Origin of the sequence: Salinarimonas rosea DSM 21201, from assembly GCF_000429045.1 — a bacterium.
GTDB classification, from domain to species: domain Bacteria; phylum Pseudomonadota; class Alphaproteobacteria; order Rhizobiales; family Beijerinckiaceae; genus Salinarimonas; species Salinarimonas rosea.
Genome location: NZ_AUBC01000010.1, coordinates 193,835 through 210,247 on the forward strand (window position 1 = coordinate 193,835; position 16,413 = coordinate 210,247).

The window sequence follows — 16,413 nt, forward strand, 5'->3', positions numbered from 1 at the left end:
ATGTTCGAGATCCGCGATGCCGAGGTCGTGCGGGAGGTGGTGCGCTGCGGCGGGTTCCGCGCGGCGGCGACGCGGCTGAACCTGACGCAATCGGCCATCTCCGCGCGGGTTTCGGCGCTCGAGGAACGCCTCTCCATCACGATCTTCGACCGCAAGCGGCGCGGGGCGCGGCTCACCCCGCAGGGGCGAGCCTTCCTGGAGCAGGCTGGTCGGCTCGTGACGCTGCGCGACGCGATCGCGGAGAGCTTCGCGCCGGAGGCGGGCTTCGTCGGCACGCTGCGCATCGGCGTCGCGGAGACGATCGTGCACACCTGGCTCGCCGGGATGCTCACGCGGGTGCGGGACGCGCTGCCGCGCATCCGCATCGAGCTCTCGGTCGAGACGTCGCCGATCCTCGCACGACAGCTCCTCGACGACGTGCTCGACGTCGCCGTCCTGATGGAGCCGCTCACCCCGGAGGGCGCGATCGCGGCGCCGCTCTACACCTGCCGGCTCGACTGGTTCGCCGCCCCTTCCCTGGCTCTGCCGCCGGAGCCGCTCGACCCGGCCGCCCTCTCGGCGCAGCCGATCATCACCTTCGCGCGCGGCACGATCCCCTATGCCGAGCTCGAGCGACGGCTGCCCGCCGACGGGCTCGCCCCGCCCCTGCTGCACGCCTGCGCGTCGCTGTCGACGACGCTCCACCTCGCCCGAGACGGCTTCGGCGTCGGCCTCCTGCCCGCGCCGATGGCCGCGGGTGACCTCGCCCGCGGCACGCTGAGGCGGATCGAGACGACGCGCGAGGCGCATCTGCCGGATCTCGCCTTCGCCTTCGCCCACATGCCGCGCCAGAGCCCGAGCGCGATGCAGGCGCTGCTCGAGGCGGCGCGCGCGGCGATCGAAGGCTTCCTCGACGATCACCTGGAGCGATCAAGATGATCAGTTTTTGATCGATTGACGCGATTTTCTCCGAATGGAACACTTCCCCTACGGTATTTCGCAGCCGAGAGGGGAGCGCATGCAGCCCATCGCGCGCATCGTGGACGAGAGCCCGGCGGACCTGCGCCGCGCCATCCGCGCCGGCAGGTTCCGCGGCCCGACCAGCGGGCGCGCGCCCGGATACCTGCAGGGCAACCTCGCGATCCTGCCCCGCGCCCATGCGCAGGACTTCCTCGCCTTCTGCGTCGCGAACCCCAAGCCCTGCCCCTTGATCGGGGTGTCCGAGCCCGGAGAGTCCCGCGTGCCGTCCCTCGGCGCGGATCTCGACCTCGCGACGGATGTCGGCGCCTACCGGGTCTTCCGCGGCGGACCCGATTACGAGCGCGTCGCCGACCTCGGCGGCGTGTGGCGCGACGATCTCGTCGGCTTCGTCATCGGCTGCTCGTTCTCCTTCGAGGAAAGCCTCAGCCGCGCCCGCATCCCGGTTCGCCACATCGAGGCGGGGCGCAATGTGCCCATGTACGTGACGAACCTCGAGACCCGCCGCGCCGGCCCCTTCGGCGGGCCCATGGTGGTCTCGATGCGCGCCTTCTCGCCGGCGGACGCGATCCGGGCCATCGTGCTCTCGGAGCGCCAGCCGCTCGCCCACGGCGCGCCGGTCCATTTCGGCGATCCCGCGCGGATCGGCATCGCGGATCTGATGCGCCCCGATTTCGGCGATCCGCCGGTCCTGGCGCCGGGCGACGTCCCGGTCTTCTGGGCCTGCGGGGTGACACCGCAGATCGCCATTCGCGAGGCCCGGCCCGACCTCGCCGTCACGCACGAGCCCGGGCACATGCTCGTCACGGACAAGCCCGCGGAAGGAGCGAGCATCGGCCCGTGACGCGCGATCCACCGCCGTCGTTCCACGCGCCCGAAAGGGCGCCAACCAGAGGGAAAGGAACAGCCATGACGAAGTTCTCGAAGGCGAGCCTCCTCGCCGGTGCGAGCCTCCTCGCCGCCGTCGGCGCCGCCGGGGCGCAGGAGATCGACGAGGTGACGCTCTCCGTCGTCGGTTCCTGGTCGAGCCTGCCGCTCTACCAGCAATTCGAGCAGCCGTTCTGGACCGAGCACCTGCCGCAGGCCTCCGACGGCCGCATCACGGTGGAGATGACGACGTTCAACCAGCTGGGCTCGTCGGGCTCGGACGTCTATCGCCTGCTCGCCGACGGCGTGTTCGACGTCGGCATGACGGTGGCGGACTACACCGTCGCCGACGCGCCGGAGCTCGAGGGCCTCGACGTGCCGCTGATCGCGACCGACGCCGAGACGGCGCGCGCGGCGGTGGACGCGGCGCGCCCGATGGTCGAGGACATCATGCGCGATCGCTTCAACGCGAAGCTCCTCGCCATCGCGCCCTATCCGCCGCAGGTCGTGTTCTGCCGCGACGAGATCGCCTCGCTGTCGGATCTCGAGGGCCGCAAGGTCCGCGGCTCGGGCCGCATGACCACGCAGTTCCTCCAGGCGCTCGGTGCCGAGGGCATCAACCTCGCCTTCTCCGAGGTGCCCGGCGCGCTCGAGCGCGGCATCGTCGATTGCGCCATCACGGGTGCGGGTTCGGGCCTGAACGCCGGCTGGTGGGAGAGCGCGAACTATCTCCTCACCCTCCCGCTCGGCGGCTGGGACCCGGTCGTCACCGCGATGAACCGCGATCGCTGGGAGAGCCTCTCGCCCGAGACGCAGGCCTTCCTGCAGGCGCAGATCTCGGAGCATTTCGAGGCCCCGGCCTGGGCCGACGCGCAGGGCGCGCTGGAACGCGACGTCGCCTGCCTCACGGGTGGCGCATGCGCCAGCGACACCGAGGCGGCGATGACCCTCGTCGAGGCCTCCGACGAGGACCGGCAGACGGCGATGGCCGCGCTCCAGGAGACGGTCCTCCCCGACTGGGCCGAGCGCGCCGGCACGGACTGGGCCCAGCGCTGGAACCAGAGCGTCGGCCAGGCGACGGGCGTCGAGATCCCGCTCGACTGAGGGGCGGATGCGACCTCCCCGCTGGGGAGGTCGCAAGGGGAGGTCGAGGGCCGCAGGCCGGCGGGTGGGGGCGAACGGTCGAGCAGGTCGCCGCTCGCCCCCTCCGGTCCGCGCCGCGCGGCCCACCTCCGCTTCGGGGAGTATCGAACAGCGCGTCGTTTGCGAGGACCCCTCATGCCGGACGCCTCACCCTCATCCTGGCCGCTGCGCCTCGTGGCGCTGCTCGCGCGCGTGAACCGCGCCATCGCCGTCGTGTGCGGCGTCGTGCTGCTCGCCGCGATGCTGCTCATCCTCGCCGAGATCGTGCTGCGGCAGCTGGCCGGGCACGGCATCGGCGGGGCCGACGAGATCTCCGGCTACGTGATGGCCGGCATCGCGGCCTGGGGCTTCTCCTATGCGCTCGTCGAGCGGGCGCACGTGCGCATCGACGTCCTCACCGGCCGGCTGCCCGCGCCCGGCCGTGCCCTCTTCGATCTCCTCGCGCTCGCCGCCCTCGCGGCGGTGGCCGGCACCGTCACGGCCTATGGCTGGCGGGTGCTCGAGACCACGCTCGCCCGCGGCTCGCGCGCCAACACGCCGCTGGAGACGCCGCTGTGGATCCCGCAGGCGATCTGGCTCTCGGGCTGGGCCTGGCTGACGCTCGTCGCGGCACTGCTCACGCTGGCGACCGCGGCGCTGATCGCGGGCCGGCGCTGGCGCGAGGCGCAGGATACCGCGGGTCTCGCCGCCGAAGCCGGGGGGGACACGCCGTGATCGTCTCCGTCGCCTCCGCGCTCCTCGGGCTCCTCGCGCTGTCGCTCCCCGTGGGCGTCGTGCTCTTCCTCCTCGGCTTCGGGGTGGACTGGTTCTTCTCCGCCTTCCCGCTGATGCGCGGCCTCGGGCAGGTGGTCTATTCCGCCTCCGACTCGTTCCTGCTGATCGCGATCCCGTTCTTCGTCCTGCTCGGCGAGATCCTGGTGCGCGCCGGCATCGCGGAGCGGACCTACAAGGCGCTCGACGCCTGGTTCTCCTGGCTCCCCGGCGGGCTGATCCACGCCAATATCGGCACGGCGACCATGTTCTCGGCGACGTCGGGCTCCTCGGTCGCCACGGCGGCGACGGTCGCGACGGTGGCGATGCCGCAGGCGCGGGCGCTCGGCTACGACCAGCGCCTCTTCGCCGGCGCCATCGCGGCAGGCGGAACGCTCGGCATCATGATCCCGCCGTCGATGAACCTGATCGTCTACGGCTTCCTCACCGAGAGCTCGATCCCCAAGCTCTTCCTCGCGGGCCTCGTGCCCGGCCTCGCCATGGCGGCGGCCTTCATGGCGATCACGGCGATCCTGTGCCGGCTGCGCCCCGGGCTCGGCGGCCCGAGCCGCTCCGCGAGCTGGGGCGAGCGCATCCGCGGGCTGCGCCATCTCGTGCCTCTGCTCGCCCTCTTCGCCGTGGTCATCGGCTCGATCTATGCCGGCTGGGCGACGCCCACCGAGAGCGCCGCCATCGGCGTGGCCATGGCCCTCGCCATCGCCGCGGCGAACCGCACGCTGACGCTCCCCGTTCTCGTCGCGGCGCTGCTGGGCACCGTGAAGATCACCGCCATGGTGATGTTCGTCATCGTGGGCGCCTACTTCCTCAACTACACGCTCGGCGCCGCCGGCCTCGGCCGCGAGCTCACCGCGATGCTCGAGGGCCTCGGGCTCGGGCCCTACGGCACGCTGCTCGTGATCGTCGCGCTCTACATCGTGCTCGGCTTCTTCATCGAGACGATGGCCTTGATGATCGCCACGATCCCCATCGTCGTGCCGATCGTCGCCGGGCTCGATTTCGGCATGTCGCCGGCCGACACGAAGATCTGGTTCGGCATCCTGCTCATCGTGCTCGTCGAGATGGCGCTGATCACCCCGCCGGTGGGGCTGAACCTCTACGTCGTCCACGGCGCCAACCCGGGCGGGCGCTTCTCGGACGTGATGGTCGGTGCGGTCCCCTACGTCGTGGCCATGCTGGCCATGGTCGGCGTGCTGATCCTGTTTCCCGCGATCGCCCTCTTCCTTCCCAACCTGTGAGGCCCGATGCCATGAGCGCCACGCTCGCCTTCGCGACGCCGGACGGCGGAACGCTCGACGTCCGCGTCGAGACCGCCATCGTCGCCGGCTGGACCGCGCGCGACCGCGCCGCCGTCGATCACCATATCGAGGAGCTCGCCGCCATCGGCGTGCCGGCGCCGTCAACGGTGCCGCTCTACTATCGCATCGCGGCCGCGCTCCTCACCCAGGACGAGACGATCGAGGTCGTGGGGGCGCAGACGTCCGGTGAGGCCGAGCCGGTGGTGATCTCCGATGCCACGGGCGCGCTCTGGCTGACCGTGGGATCGGACCACACCGACCGCGCGCTCGAGGCGACGTCGGTGGCGCTCTCCAAGCAGGTCTGCGCGAAGCCGCTGGCGCGCGCGGCCTGGCCGCTCGCACCCCTGATGGAGCGGCTCGACGGGCTCTCCCTCGCCTCCTTCGTGCAGGAGGAGGCGGATAGTCCCTTCGTGCCCTACCAGGCGGGAACGCTCGCCGCGATCCGCCCGCTCGTCGAGCTGATCGCGGGATCGCCGGTCGCGATCGACGGACGGCTGCCGGCGAACACGGCGATGCTGTGTGGGACGCTCCCCGTCCTCTCGGGGGGCGTGCGCCCCGCCCACGCGATCCGCGTGGAGATCGGGGACGGCGAGCGACGCCTGACCCACGCCTACACGACCCGCGCCCTCCCCGTGGTCGCCTGACGCGTGAGCGCGCTCGAGGTCGGCGCTCTCCTCGTGCGGGCGCTCGCGACGGCGGCGATCGTCGTCGGGGTCGCGATCGCGGTCGAGCGCCTCGGCCCGCGGCGCGGGGGCGTGCTCGTGGGGCTGCCCATCGTGCTCGGGCCGGGCTTCGCCGTGCTCGCCCTCGTCGAGCCCGCCGCCTATGTCGGGAGCGCGGCGGCCCACGCGCTGCTCTCGCTCGTCGCGACGCAGGCCTTCATGCTCGCCTATTCCGCCGCCGCACGGAGCGGGACCGGCGTGCCGGGCGCGCTCGCGGCGGCGATCGGTGCCTGGGCACTCTGTGCGCTCGTCCTCGCTCGGGTCGAGGACGTCGGCGTCGCCGCTGCGCTCGTCGCGTTCGGCGCGGCGACGATGCTCGCCCGCGCCGCGCACGCCCGTCTCGCCGTGCCCGACGCGCCGGTTCGGACGAACGAGGGCGCGGCCGCCCTCGTCCTGCGCGGCGCACTCGCGGGCCTCCTCGTCGGCGGCGTGACCGCCGCCTCGGCGCGTCTCGGGCCGGCGCTCGCGGGGCTGCTGATCGCTTATCCGGTGGGGACGACGGTGATCGCCGTGCAGATCCATCGCCGGGGCGGCGTGCCGGCCGTGACGGCGACCCTCGCCGGCGCCACGCTGGGCACGTCGAGCCTCGCGGCGTTCTGCACGTGCGTCGCGCTGCTCGCGGAGCCGCTGGGCGCCGTGCCCGCAATTGCCGTGGCGGCCGTCGCGGCGGTCGTCGTGACGGCCGGCGCGCTGCACGGTGGCGGGCCGGGACCCGGCCTCAGCGCGCCACGCGCGAAAGCGCGATCGCGTCGAGCGCCGCCTGCTCGCGGGAGTTGGCGGCGGCGCGCTCGCTGCCGCGCTCGCGGTCGTCGAGGATCTCGACCTTCTTGAGGTCCTCGAAGGCCTCCGCCAGCTGGCTCTGCGCATCGTCGAGCTGGACCTTGAGGTCGTCGGCGGACGAGCGCAGGTTGTCGCGGCGCTGGGCGGCGGCCTTGGCGTAGGTCGGGTAGGCGAAATGGGCGGTGTCCGAGATGCCGGCCTTGAGCTCCTCGGCCGCGATCTCCCTGTCGAGCTCCACGGCCATGCGCTCGAAGTCGGCCATCATCGCCTCGATCTGCGCGACCTTTCGGCGCTTCTCGTCGAGCTGAAAGCGCTTCAGGCGGATGAGCGTCTCACGCGACTTCATCGCAGGTCATTCTCCAGGGGATCACGCGTCCCGATCGGCGTCGAGGAGCCGGGCGAGACGGCGGTAACCATCGCCGATGGAAGTTGACTCTTCCTTACCCTGCCCGAGGAAGGCCTCGAGGGCCGGATTGAGCCCGATCGCCTCGTCGACCTCCGCCGAGGATCCGCTGCGATAGGCGCCGAGCCGGATCAACTCCTCCATGTCCGCGTAGGTCGCCATCACCTGCCGCGCGCGCTGCACGTGCGGATAGAAGGCGGGGTCGCAGGAGCGGGGCATCGTGCGCGACACGCTTTTGAGGACGTTGATCGCCGGGTAGCGCCCCCGCTCGGCGATGGCGCGCTCCATCACGATGTGGCCGTCGAGGATGCCGCGCACGGCGTCCGCCACCGGCTCGTTGTGGTCGTCGCCCTCGACGAGCACGGTGAACAGCCCCGTGACGACGCCCTCGCCGGTCCCCGGCCCCGCGCGCTCGAGCAGGCGCGGCAGCTCGCCGAAGACGGTCGGCGTGTAGCCCTTCGCGGTGGGCGGCTCGCCGGCCGCCAGCCCGATGTCGCGCTGGGCCATGGCGAAACGGGTGATCGAATCGATCATGCACAGCACGGACTGCCCGGCGTCGCGGAAGTGCTCGGCCAGCGAGAGCGTCAGGTAGGCGGCGTTGCGGCGCATCAGCGCCGGCTCGTCCGATGTCGCCACCACGACCACGGATCGCGCGAGCCCCTCCTCGCCGAGATCGTCCTGCAGGAACTCCTGCACCTCGCGCCCGCGCTCGCCGACGAGGCCGATCACGGCGACGTCGGCACCCGCGTTGCGTGCCAGCATGGAGAGCAGCACCGACTTGCCGACGCCCGAGCCGGCGAAGATGCCCATTCTCTGGCCTTCGCAGCAGGTGAGGAAGGTGTTGAGCGCGCGCACGCCGAGATCGAGCGGCGGGCCGACGCGTCGGCGGGCGTGGGCCGGCGGCGGATCGGTGCGGAAGGGACGGAAGACGTCGCCCTGCGGCAGCGGCCCCCTGCCGTCGATCGGTCGCCCGAGCGCGTCGACGACGCGGCCGAGCCAGGCGGAGGAGGGCCGCACGCCCCCCGCGTTCGCCATCACGTGGGCCGGGCAGCCCCGGCGCACGCCCTCCAGCGCCCCGAAGGGCATCGCCAGCGCCCGCTCGCCGGAGAAGCCGATCACCTCGCAGGGCACCCGCGCGCCCGCCGCGATCTCGATCTCGAGGCGCCCGCCGAGCGTCATCGCCGAGACCGGGCCGGCGACCTCGATCAGGAGCCCGCGCACGGCGACGACGCGACCGTACAGCGACAGCGGCTCGACTGATTCGAGCGCCTCGAGTGCCGAACCGAGGCGGGAGGGGCGGTCGGAGGGTTCTCTCACGGACGTCAACCTTCTGTTTACCCGCTTCGTTAAGACTGGATGAGGCGAGATTAAGCCCGAGGGCCGAATCTGCGCCAGTGCGAGTCGCGAGAGTCGCTTGGACGATTTTCTTCATGCGTGACGTGAGCTGGATGGAGACCTGAATCGATCGGCAGAACAGGGATTTGGACGGATTCGTGAAGTCGATGTCTCTACCCCCTTGCGCCGGAGAATCAGTTTGTTAACCATCGGGGCGTAGCGTCGCGAGTCGCAAATGGTGGGAGCGCCTCCGGCCGCGGCCGGGGGAGGGCGGGATGTCCCGTCGGGCTCCACGACCAGGCTGGGGATGGAAGGATGCGCGTACTTCTCATCGAGGACGACAGCGCGACGGCGCAGAGCATCGAGTTGATGCTGAAGTCCGAGAACTTCAACGTCTACACGACGGATCTCGGCGAGGAGGGTGTCGATCTCGGCAAGCTGTACGATTACGACATCATCCTCCTCGACCTGAACCTGCCGGACATGTCCGGCTACGAGGTGCTCCGGACGCTCCGGGTCGCCAAGGTCAAGACCCCGATCCTGATCCTGTCCGGCCTCGCCGGCATCGAGGACAAGGTGCGGGGGCTGGGCTTCGGGGCGGACGACTACCTGACGAAGCCCTTCCACAAGGACGAGCTCGTCGCGCGCATCCATGCGATCGTGCGCCGCTCGAAGGGCCACGCTCAATCGGTGATCACCACGGGCGACCTCGTCGTCAACCTCGACACCAAGACGGTGGAGGTGGCCGGGGCCCGCGTGCACCTGACGGGCAAGGAGTACCAGATGCTGGAGCTCCTCTCCCTGCGCAAGGGCACCACGCTGACCAAGGAGATGTTCCTCAACCATCTCTACGGCGGCATGGACGAGCCCGAGCTGAAGATCATCGACGTCTTCATCTGCAAGCTGCGCAAGAAGCTGGCCAACGCCAGCCAGGGCAAGAACTACATCGAGACGGTCTGGGGCCGCGGCTACGTGCTGCGCGAGCCGGAGACCGGCGAGGACCGCATGGCGGGGTAAGCCCCGCGGCCCTCGTCCAGACGCGAGGCGGCGCCCCCCGGCCCGCCGCCCGCGACACGGGATCACCCGCTCCGGCGTTCGCCGCGGCGGGTTTTTTCGTGCGCGACGAGCCCGGCCTCTCCCGCGACGCCCCACGATCCGCTCTTTAGGCGTCGAAACAATCCCCGCTTGCCGCAAGCCAAATTCCTGATAGCGTCCCTCCGCCGCACGCAACGATTCGCGGCTCGAGGGGGATGCTCATGATCGATCGCAGGCAGTTCATCGTCGGCGCCGGCACCGTGGTGGCCGCGCCCTTCGTCATGCGCCGCGCCGCGCTGGGCCAGACGCCGCTCGTCCGCAGGGACGTGATGGGCATGTCGGCCGACGACCCGTTCTTCAAGGACTATGCCGACGCCGTCGCGGCCATGCACGATCTGCAGACGTCGAACCCGAGCGACGGGCGCAACTGGCGCGCCCAGGCGCTGATCCACCTGAACCATTGCCCGCATTCCGGCGCGCCGCCCTACCCGGGCGTGGCGATGCCGTTCGTGCACTGGCACCGGTGGTACATCCGCTACTACGAGGAGATCTGCGGGACGCTCATCGGCAAGAGCGACTTCGCGCTGCCCTACTGGAACTGGCAATCCGGCATCGGCCAGGTGCCGAACCCGTTCTACGATATCGACCAGCTCAACGTCACGTTCTGGAAGGACCCGTCCGACGCGCAGTCGGACAACTGGGGTCCCGACGAGGTGACGACGACGGGGGTGCGCGCGCTCGCCGAGGGCTCGGGCGTGAAGCAGGCGCCCGGCGGCGGTGCCTTCAGCGACCAGAACATCGACTCGATCCTGGCGCAGACCGATTTCACCAACTTCACGAACCTGCTCGAGCACTCGCCCCACAACACCGCCCACGTCATCGTCGGCGGCAGCCAGGGCCACATGGGCGACGGCATGTCGCCGCTCGACCCGATCTTCTGGCTGCATCATTGCAACGTCGACCGGCTCGGCGCGCAGTGGCAGGCGGCCGGCAACACGATGCCGCCGCTCGACTACGACTTCTCCGGCCAGTTCGTGAACGGCGAGGGCCAGCCCGCTCCGGCGAGCTCGGCGACGGCGCTCGACATTTCCGCGATGGGCTACGCCTACGAGACGCCGTCGGGCCTGATCACCGGGCCGGCGGCGGGGGCCGTCGCGATGATGTCGCTCTTCGCCGCGCCGGCGATCGTCACGCAGCCCCTCGGCGGGACCCAGGGCGACTTCCGCGCCGTGGCCAACACGACGACGACGGTACCGGTCGACACGCGCGGGCTCGCGCAGACGCTGTTCTCGCCGCGCTCCTTCCGCCTGCTCGGCGCGACGGGCGAGCCGCGGATCGGCACGGAGCCCGGGCGCGTGCTCGCGCGGCTCACGGGCGTGATGGTGCCCGAGGAGGCGCGGGGCCTCGCGGTCAACGTCTTCGTGAACCTGCCCGAGGCCGGCCCCGATACGCCGCCCACGGACCCGCACTACGCCGGCACCTTCGCCTTCTTCATGGCGGGGATGACCGACCACGGCAACGGCCACACCGGGACGAGCTACCCGGTCGACATCACCAACGCGCTGCTGGCGCTCGCGCGGCTCGGCCGGCTCACCGACGACGCGATCACTTTGCAGGTCGTGCCGCTGCCGGCGCAGGGACAGCCGGCGGATACGGGCTTCACCTTCGACGGCATCGAGATCGTGCGCACCTGAGGCCGCGCGCGCGGCCATGCTTTCGCCGCGCCGATCGGGGAGGCTCGAGCCCATGACCCGATGCGCCTTCCCCTCGATGCGCCGCGCCGGCCTCGCCGGCGCGCTGCTCCTCGCCCTCGCGGGACCTGTCCTCGTCCACGGGGCGGCCGCGGGGGACACGACCGGATCGTCCACGATGAAGACGTCCGCCACCGACGCCTCGGGCGAGAGCCGCCCCGCCGACGGCCTGCTCGCGGAGGGCGCGGGCGCCGAGGTCGCGCCCGATGCGCCCGCCCGCCTCGTCCTGCCCCGCGACCGCGTGCGCGCGGCCGTGGGCCCGCTCTCCCTCGCCCTCGTGCCGACCCGGATCGCCGAGGACGAGGCGTTCCTCGTCTCCGTCGTCGCGATCGGGCCCGACGGCGCCGAGCGCGAGATCGGCTCCTACGCCTTCTTCCCCCCGCCCCGCGAAGGCACCCCGCGCCGCTTTCCCCTCGACCTGTCGACGCTTGCCGAAGCCGACGGCCCGCTCACGCTCGAGGTCCGGCTCCTGCCGGTCGAGGCGGGGCTGGAGGAGACGCGGCTGCGGGTGGAGGGGGTCGTGGCGGGGGAGTGAGGCACGGCCTCCCGGCGCAGGCGCGCGAGCCGCGAGCGGAGTGCCGCCGGATCGTCCAGCTCGCATTGCCAGACGATCATCACCCGCAGCCCGGCTGCGCGCAGCTCCCGCACCTTGCGCGCGTCGCGCCGGCGGTTGTCGGCGAACTTCCGCTCCCAGAAATCGCGATTGCTCTTGGGTGTCGTGGCGCGGCGGCAGCCGGTGTGGTGGTGCCAGTAGCACCCGTTCACGAACAGAGCCCACCCGCGCCTGCGGTTCACGAAGTCGGGCGAACCGGGCAGGGTGCGCACGTTCCGGCGATAGGCGATGCCGAGGTCGCGCAGGAGGCGCGCGACCCTCTCCTCCGGTGCGGTCTTGCGCTGCCTCACGCGCCGCATCAGCGCGCTGCGCCGTTCGGCATCCTCCATGTCAAGCCGCGAGCGCTGTACCCCGTTCGCCCCGCTGGGCGGCGAGGTGCCGGCGGACGGCGTCGAGGAACCCGGGGGCGAAGCGCAGCGAGGACGCCTCGGCCCGCGACAGGAAGCCCGCCGTGCCCCGGGCGGAGAGCGGCGTCCCGGGATGCTCCAGGAAGCGCTCCAGGGGCTCGCGATCCGCGAACACGGGATAGGCGCCGATCCGCACCGCGTGCCGCGTCGCCCCGTCGAACCGCGCGGCGCGCGGCCACGATCCGCGGCCGGTCGGCCAGGGCACGTCCCGCTCCGTCTCGTGCGGGCGTGGAGCGCGCAGTCGCTCGCCGAGCCACTCGGCGACGGGGACCGACACCGCGTTGCCGACGAGAGACCAGCGCAGCGACGCGCGTCCCACCTCCTCGGCTGGCTGCGTCCAGTCCGCCGGGAAGCCCTGGAGACGCTCGGCGTCGCGCAGGTCCGGCTTCACGACGACGCCGTCGGTGCGCAGGATGGCGGGAGGCGAGGGGATGCCGACCGTCGAGCCGTTCTTCAGCGTCGGGACGGCGTCGGGAGCCCAGCCGAGGCCGCGCGTGCCTTCCGTCCAGTAGAAGCCGTGCGCGTGCGACGCGAGGGTCGTGCTCAGTGGCGGCATCGGCACGTCGCCCTGGAAGAGCACGTCGGCGGGATCGAGCTCGCCGCGCGTCGCCACCAGGAAGACGCGCTCGCGCCGCTGGTGGAGGAAGGCCTGCGCGTCGATCGTGCGGTAGGCCCAGCGGTAGCCCCGCTCCTCGAACGCGCTGGCGAGATGATGCATCGCCGCGCCCCGGTCGAGCGAGAGCATGAAGGAGACGTTCTCCAGGACCACGACGGGAACCGCGCGTGCGTCGAGCAGCCGGAACACGTGCCCGACGAGGCCGGAACGGGTCCCGCCGATGCCGAGCGTTCGCCCGGCCTGTGAGAGGTCCTGGCAGGGAAAGCCCGCCGTGAGCAGCTCGGTGTCGGCGGGGAGACCGGCGAGCGTCGTCACGTCGTCGTGGCTCTGGACGTCCGGGAAGCGCGCCGCGAGAACGGCGCGGGCCGGCTCCCAGATCTCGCAAGCCAACGTCGCGCGGTGCCCCGCGCGCGCCAGGCCGAGCTCCAGGCCACCGATTCCCGTGAAGAGCGAGGCGGTCCTCATCCGCGCATCAGACGCGTTCCCGTTCTGTCTGTCCAGACGGCGCGGCGGGCGACCAACAGGTTTCCGGCACGGATGGCCGCCCACCGGCCGCCCGCGACGCTCCCGTCATGCCCGCGCCGCACGCGCCAGCGCGCCCGCCACGGCGAGCGCGAAGAACAGGCCCACGGCCACCGCTGTCGCGGTGGTCGGCGCGATCCCCAGGACGAGGGTCTGGAGGGCGAAGGTGAGGCTCGGGGCGAAGGAGAGGATGATCTTCGCAGTCACCGCGTTCGTGCGCACGACGCCGATCTGGAGCACGAAGTTCGGGAGCACGATCAGCGCCGCCACGAGCCCGGCGACCGCGACGAGCCGCTCGTCCAGGAGCGTCGCGAGGGGCGGGCCGGCGACGAGGACCCCGACGACGGCGAGCGCGCCGGTGAGCTGGAAGCGCAGGCCCATGATCTCGGCGGGCGCGAGGCCGCGCAGGGCGAGGGCTTGCGACTGCAGGACCGAGACCGTGATCGCGAGCCCGCTGGCGAGCGCGCACAGGTTGCCGACGAGCATGACCGGCCCGTCGCCTCCCGCCAGCGCCACGCCCCCGGTGCCGAGGGCGAGGCCGAGCGCGAGCAGGAACTGCAGCCCGTAGGCGAGCCGTTCCCGCGGGCCGATCCGCGCACCGGCGCCGATCGCCTCCCCCGGCTTCGCGCGGGTGACGAGCCAGGCGGCGGCGAGCGGGCCCGCCGCCGACCAGATCGTGATCACGATCGCCGGCGGGCTGTTCGCCAGTGCGGCGAAGTAGAGGAGCCAGGCGGCCGCCGTGGAGGCGTTGACGCCGAGTGCGAGGCGCCCCGCACCCCGGAGGGCCTCGCGCTTCGCACGCACGGCACGCAGGAGGAAGGGGCCGAAGGCCAGGTTGGTGACGGCGAACGCCAGCGCCGCGACGACGAGCGGCGGCTCGGCCTGCAGCCGATCGGAAAGGAAGACGTCGCGCACCGCCGAGAGGAGCGTGAAGCCCGCGACGAGCCCCGGCCCCACGAGGAGCCGCGCCGCGGCCCCCGTGCGCATACCCGCCGTCGTCTCCATGCCGCCCGCCCTCCGATGTCGATCATCGAGAGGCGAGCTTCGGGGGGCGCGGGCGGTGGCGCCACCCGTTCCCTGTGCAGCCGGCGCGTCGTCCTCAGGCGCTCGCGGCGAGGCGCGGCGCGGGAGCCGGCTGGGCGCGGGTGGGGACGTAGAGGCCGCGGTGCTCGGGATGCGGCTGGAAGGCGCCGGTGAGGCCGATCACCGTCTCGGCGGCGCCCAGGAACAGCGCGCCGTCGGCTGCGAGCGCGTTCGACAGGCGCCGCAGCACGTCCGCCTTGGTCGGCTGGTCGAAGTAGATCAGCACGTTGCGGCAGAAGACGATGTCGAACTGGCCCAGGCTCGAGAAGTCGCGGATCAGGTTCAGCGGCCGGAACTGGACCATGTTCTTGATCGCCGGCGAGATCCGCCACTGCTCGCCGTCCTGCTTGAAGTGCTTCAGCAGCATCTGGATCGGCAGGCCGCGCTGGACCTCGAACTGCGAGTAGACGCCGGCCTTGGCCTTGGCGAGCACCTCGTCGGCGAGGTCGGTGGCGAGGATGTCCACCTGCACGCCGCCGAGGCGGGGCTTCATCTCGTCGACGATCATCGCGAGCGAGTAGGGCTCCTGGCCCGTCGACGCGGCGGCGCACCAGATGCGCAGGCGCTTCTGCGTGGCGCGCGCGGCGGCGAGCTTGGGCAGGAGCTGATCGCGGAAGATGTCGAAGGGCGTCTTGTCGCGGAAGAAGAAGGTCTCGTTCGTCGTCATCGCCTCGACGACTTCCGTCTCGACGGAGGAGTTGCGCCCGCCGCGCAGCACCTGCACCAGCTGGGGGAGGCCGGGGATCTGGTGCTTGCGGCACACCGGCCCGAGCCGGCTCTCGACGAGGTAGCGCTTCTCCGGCGCGAGCGAGAGGCCCGAGCGGGACTTGAGGAGGGCGCGCAGGTATTCGAAGTCGGCGTCCGTCATGCCGCGCCTCCGGTGAGCAGGGACTTGAGGGCCGGCGCGAGCGCCGGCAGCGGCAGGATATCGTGGGCGAGGCCGGCCTTGGCGATCGAGCCGGGCATGCCCCAGACGGTGCTCGTCGCCTCGTCCTGGGCGTAGACGAGCCCGCCGGCGGCGACGAGCGCCTTGGCGCCGAGCGTGCCGTCCGAGCCCATGCCCGTGAGCACGACGGAGAGCGCCGAGGCGCCGTAGACGGCGGCGGCGTCGCGGAAGAGGACGTCGACCGCGGGCTTGCAGAAGTTCTCCGGCGGGCCGTCGTCGATGCGCACGTGGACCGCGCCCGACGCGTCCTTGCGCAGGCCCATGTGCTTGCCGCCCGGCGCGACGTAGATGCGGCCGGGCTCGAGCTTCTCGCCGTCGCGGCCCTCGGCGGCGGGCATGCGCGTCTGCGTGCCGAGATGCTCGGCGAAGACGGCGGTGAAGATCGGCGGCATGTGCTGGACGATGAGGACCGGCACGGACTTGAGCGAGGGCGCGAGCGCGGAGAGCACCTCGCCCACGGCGCGGGGGCCGCCGGTCGAGGCGCCGACGAGGAGCGCCTTGGGATGCACCAGCCCGACGCGGGGCCGCACCACGACCCGCGTCGTCTGCATGCGCGCCTGCGCCGCCTCCGGCGCCGGGCGGATCTGGCCGACGACCGGCGCCGAGACCGGCGTGCGCGTCGTCGGCGAGAAGCTCGTGCGCTGGGCCGGTGCGGAGGCGGGGGAGGGCGAGCGCATCGCGGGAGCCGCGGGCGCGCGGCGGTGGCGGGCGGCGAGGCCCTGGACCTTGGCGATGAGCTCCTGCCGGAAGCTCGCGGACGTGGTCACGCCGCGGTGGCTCTCGGGCTTGGGCAGGTAGTCGGTCGCGCCCATGGAGAGGCACTTGAGCGAGACCTGGGCGTTGCGCTGGGTCAGCGTGGAGATGACGATGATCGTCGCCCGCGGCGCCTTGGCGAGCAGCAGCGGCAGGGCCTGCAGCCCGTCCATCTCCGGCATCTCGATGTCGAGGACGATGATGTCGGGGCGCGCACGCTCGACCTGCTCGACGGCGACGCGGCCGTTCGAGCAGGTGGCGGCGACGACGAAGCCCTCCTCCTCCAGCCAGCGGGAGGTGAGCCCGCGCACGACGACGGAGTCGTCCACGATCATGACGCGCGTGGCCTGCGGCGGCGCGTTGTGCGAGGTCGAAGCGAGGGCGGATGACATGACGCGTGCTCGAAGGTAGCGC

Annotated in this window: 16 protein-coding genes and 1 pseudogene; 10 read left to right on the plus strand and 7 right to left on the minus strand. The window is 72.2% G+C overall.

What is annotated here, in order from left to right:
• From G407_RS26625 to G407_RS0108720, 7 genes are all read left to right on the plus strand, one after another.
• A complete protein-coding gene (locus tag G407_RS26625) occupies positions 1-918 on the plus strand; it encodes a LysR family transcriptional regulator (RefSeq protein ID WP_052341124.1) in 918 nt (305 codons plus the stop codon).
• A 79-nt stretch (positions 919-997) separates the two neighbouring features.
• Positions 998-1,801 carry a putative hydro-lyase gene (locus G407_RS0108695; protein WP_029030495.1) on the plus strand — a complete coding sequence of 268 codons (804 nt, stop codon included), beginning with the start codon at positions 998-1,000 and terminating at the stop codon, positions 1,799-1,801.
• Between the two features lie 65 nt (positions 1,802-1,866).
• Positions 1,867-2,928 (plus strand): TRAP transporter substrate-binding protein, encoded by a 1,062-nt coding sequence (locus tag G407_RS0108700; protein WP_029030496.1) that lies wholly within the window; start codon positions 1,867-1,869, stop codon positions 2,926-2,928.
• Between the two features lie 174 nt (positions 2,929-3,102).
• Positions 3,103-3,681 carry a TRAP transporter small permease subunit gene (locus tag G407_RS26630; protein WP_052341125.1) on the plus strand — a complete coding sequence of 193 codons (579 nt, stop codon included), beginning with the start codon at positions 3,103-3,105 and terminating at the stop codon, positions 3,679-3,681.
• The gene (locus tag G407_RS0108710; RefSeq protein ID WP_029030497.1) at positions 3,678-4,973 is read left to right on the plus strand and encodes a TRAP transporter large permease; all 1,296 of its coding nucleotides are present in this window, start codon (positions 3,678-3,680) and stop codon (positions 4,971-4,973) included. The genes G407_RS26630 and G407_RS0108710 overlap by 4 nt, the downstream gene beginning before the upstream one ends.
• 11 nt (positions 4,974-4,984) lie before the next feature.
• Positions 4,985-5,677 carry a DUF2848 family protein gene (locus G407_RS0108715; RefSeq protein ID WP_029030498.1) on the plus strand — a complete coding sequence of 231 codons (693 nt, stop codon included), beginning with the start codon at positions 4,985-4,987 and terminating at the stop codon, positions 5,675-5,677.
• A gap of 3 nt (positions 5,678-5,680) precedes the next feature.
• A complete protein-coding gene (locus G407_RS0108720; RefSeq protein ID WP_029030499.1) occupies positions 5,681-6,586 on the plus strand; it encodes a hypothetical protein in 906 nt (301 codons plus the stop codon).
• Here the strand turns inward: G407_RS0108720 and fliJ are convergent.
• The gene (fliJ, locus tag G407_RS0108725; protein ID WP_029030500.1) at positions 6,474-6,881 is read right to left on the minus strand and encodes a flagellar export protein FliJ; all 408 of its coding nucleotides are present in this window, start codon (positions 6,879-6,881) and stop codon (positions 6,474-6,476) included. The genes G407_RS0108720 and fliJ overlap by 113 nt on opposite strands.
• A 21-nt stretch (positions 6,882-6,902) precedes the next feature.
• Positions 6,903-8,255, minus strand: a complete 1,353-nt coding sequence (fliI, locus tag G407_RS0108730; protein WP_029030501.1) for a flagellar protein export ATPase FliI — start codon at positions 8,253-8,255, stop codon at positions 6,903-6,905.
• 333 nt (positions 8,256-8,588) lie between these two features.
• Between fliI and ctrA the strand changes: the two genes are divergently transcribed.
• The 3 genes from ctrA to G407_RS32500 all read left to right on the plus strand — a co-directional run bounded on the left by ctrA (position 8,589) and on the right by G407_RS32500 (position 11,594).
• Complete coding sequence (gene ctrA / locus G407_RS0108735; RefSeq protein WP_029030502.1) at positions 8,589-9,290, plus strand: response regulator transcription factor CtrA; 702 nt, start codon at positions 8,589-8,591, stop codon at positions 9,288-9,290.
• A 239-nt stretch (positions 9,291-9,529) separates the two neighbouring features.
• Complete coding sequence (locus G407_RS0108740) at positions 9,530-11,002, plus strand: tyrosinase family protein (protein ID WP_029030503.1); 1,473 nt, start codon at positions 9,530-9,532, stop codon at positions 11,000-11,002.
• Between the two features lie 52 nt (positions 11,003-11,054).
• On the plus strand, positions 11,055-11,594 hold the full coding sequence (locus tag G407_RS32500) for a hypothetical protein (RefSeq protein WP_029030504.1): 540 nt from the start codon (positions 11,055-11,057) through the stop codon (positions 11,592-11,594).
• A 71-nt stretch (positions 11,595-11,665) separates the two neighbouring features.
• On the opposite strand, the pseudogene G407_RS32505 reads toward G407_RS32500, so the two are convergent.
• The 5 genes and pseudogenes from G407_RS32505 to cheB all read right to left on the minus strand — a co-directional run.
• Positions 11,666-12,001 (minus strand): annotated as a pseudogene (locus G407_RS32505) (very short patch repair endonuclease); the annotation flags it as partial.
• A 1-nt stretch (position 12,002) separates the two neighbouring features.
• On the minus strand, positions 12,003-13,160 hold the full coding sequence (locus G407_RS26635; protein WP_052341127.1) for a DNA cytosine methyltransferase: 1,158 nt from the start codon (positions 13,158-13,160) through the stop codon (positions 12,003-12,005).
• 105 nt (positions 13,161-13,265) lie between these two features.
• On the minus strand, positions 13,266-14,222 hold the full coding sequence (locus G407_RS0108755; protein WP_029030505.1) for a hypothetical protein: 957 nt from the start codon (positions 14,220-14,222) through the stop codon (positions 13,266-13,268).
• Between the two features lie 94 nt (positions 14,223-14,316).
• Positions 14,317-15,168, minus strand: coding sequence for a CheR family methyltransferase (locus G407_RS0108760; protein ID WP_029030506.1), 852 nt, complete (start codon positions 15,166-15,168; stop codon positions 14,317-14,319).
• Positions 15,165-16,391 (minus strand): chemotaxis-specific protein-glutamate methyltransferase CheB, encoded by a 1,227-nt coding sequence (cheB, locus tag G407_RS0108765; protein ID WP_029030507.1) that lies wholly within the window; start codon positions 16,389-16,391, stop codon positions 15,165-15,167. The genes G407_RS0108760 and cheB overlap by 4 nt, the downstream gene beginning before the upstream one ends.
• Positions 16,392-16,413 lie beyond the last annotated feature (22 nt).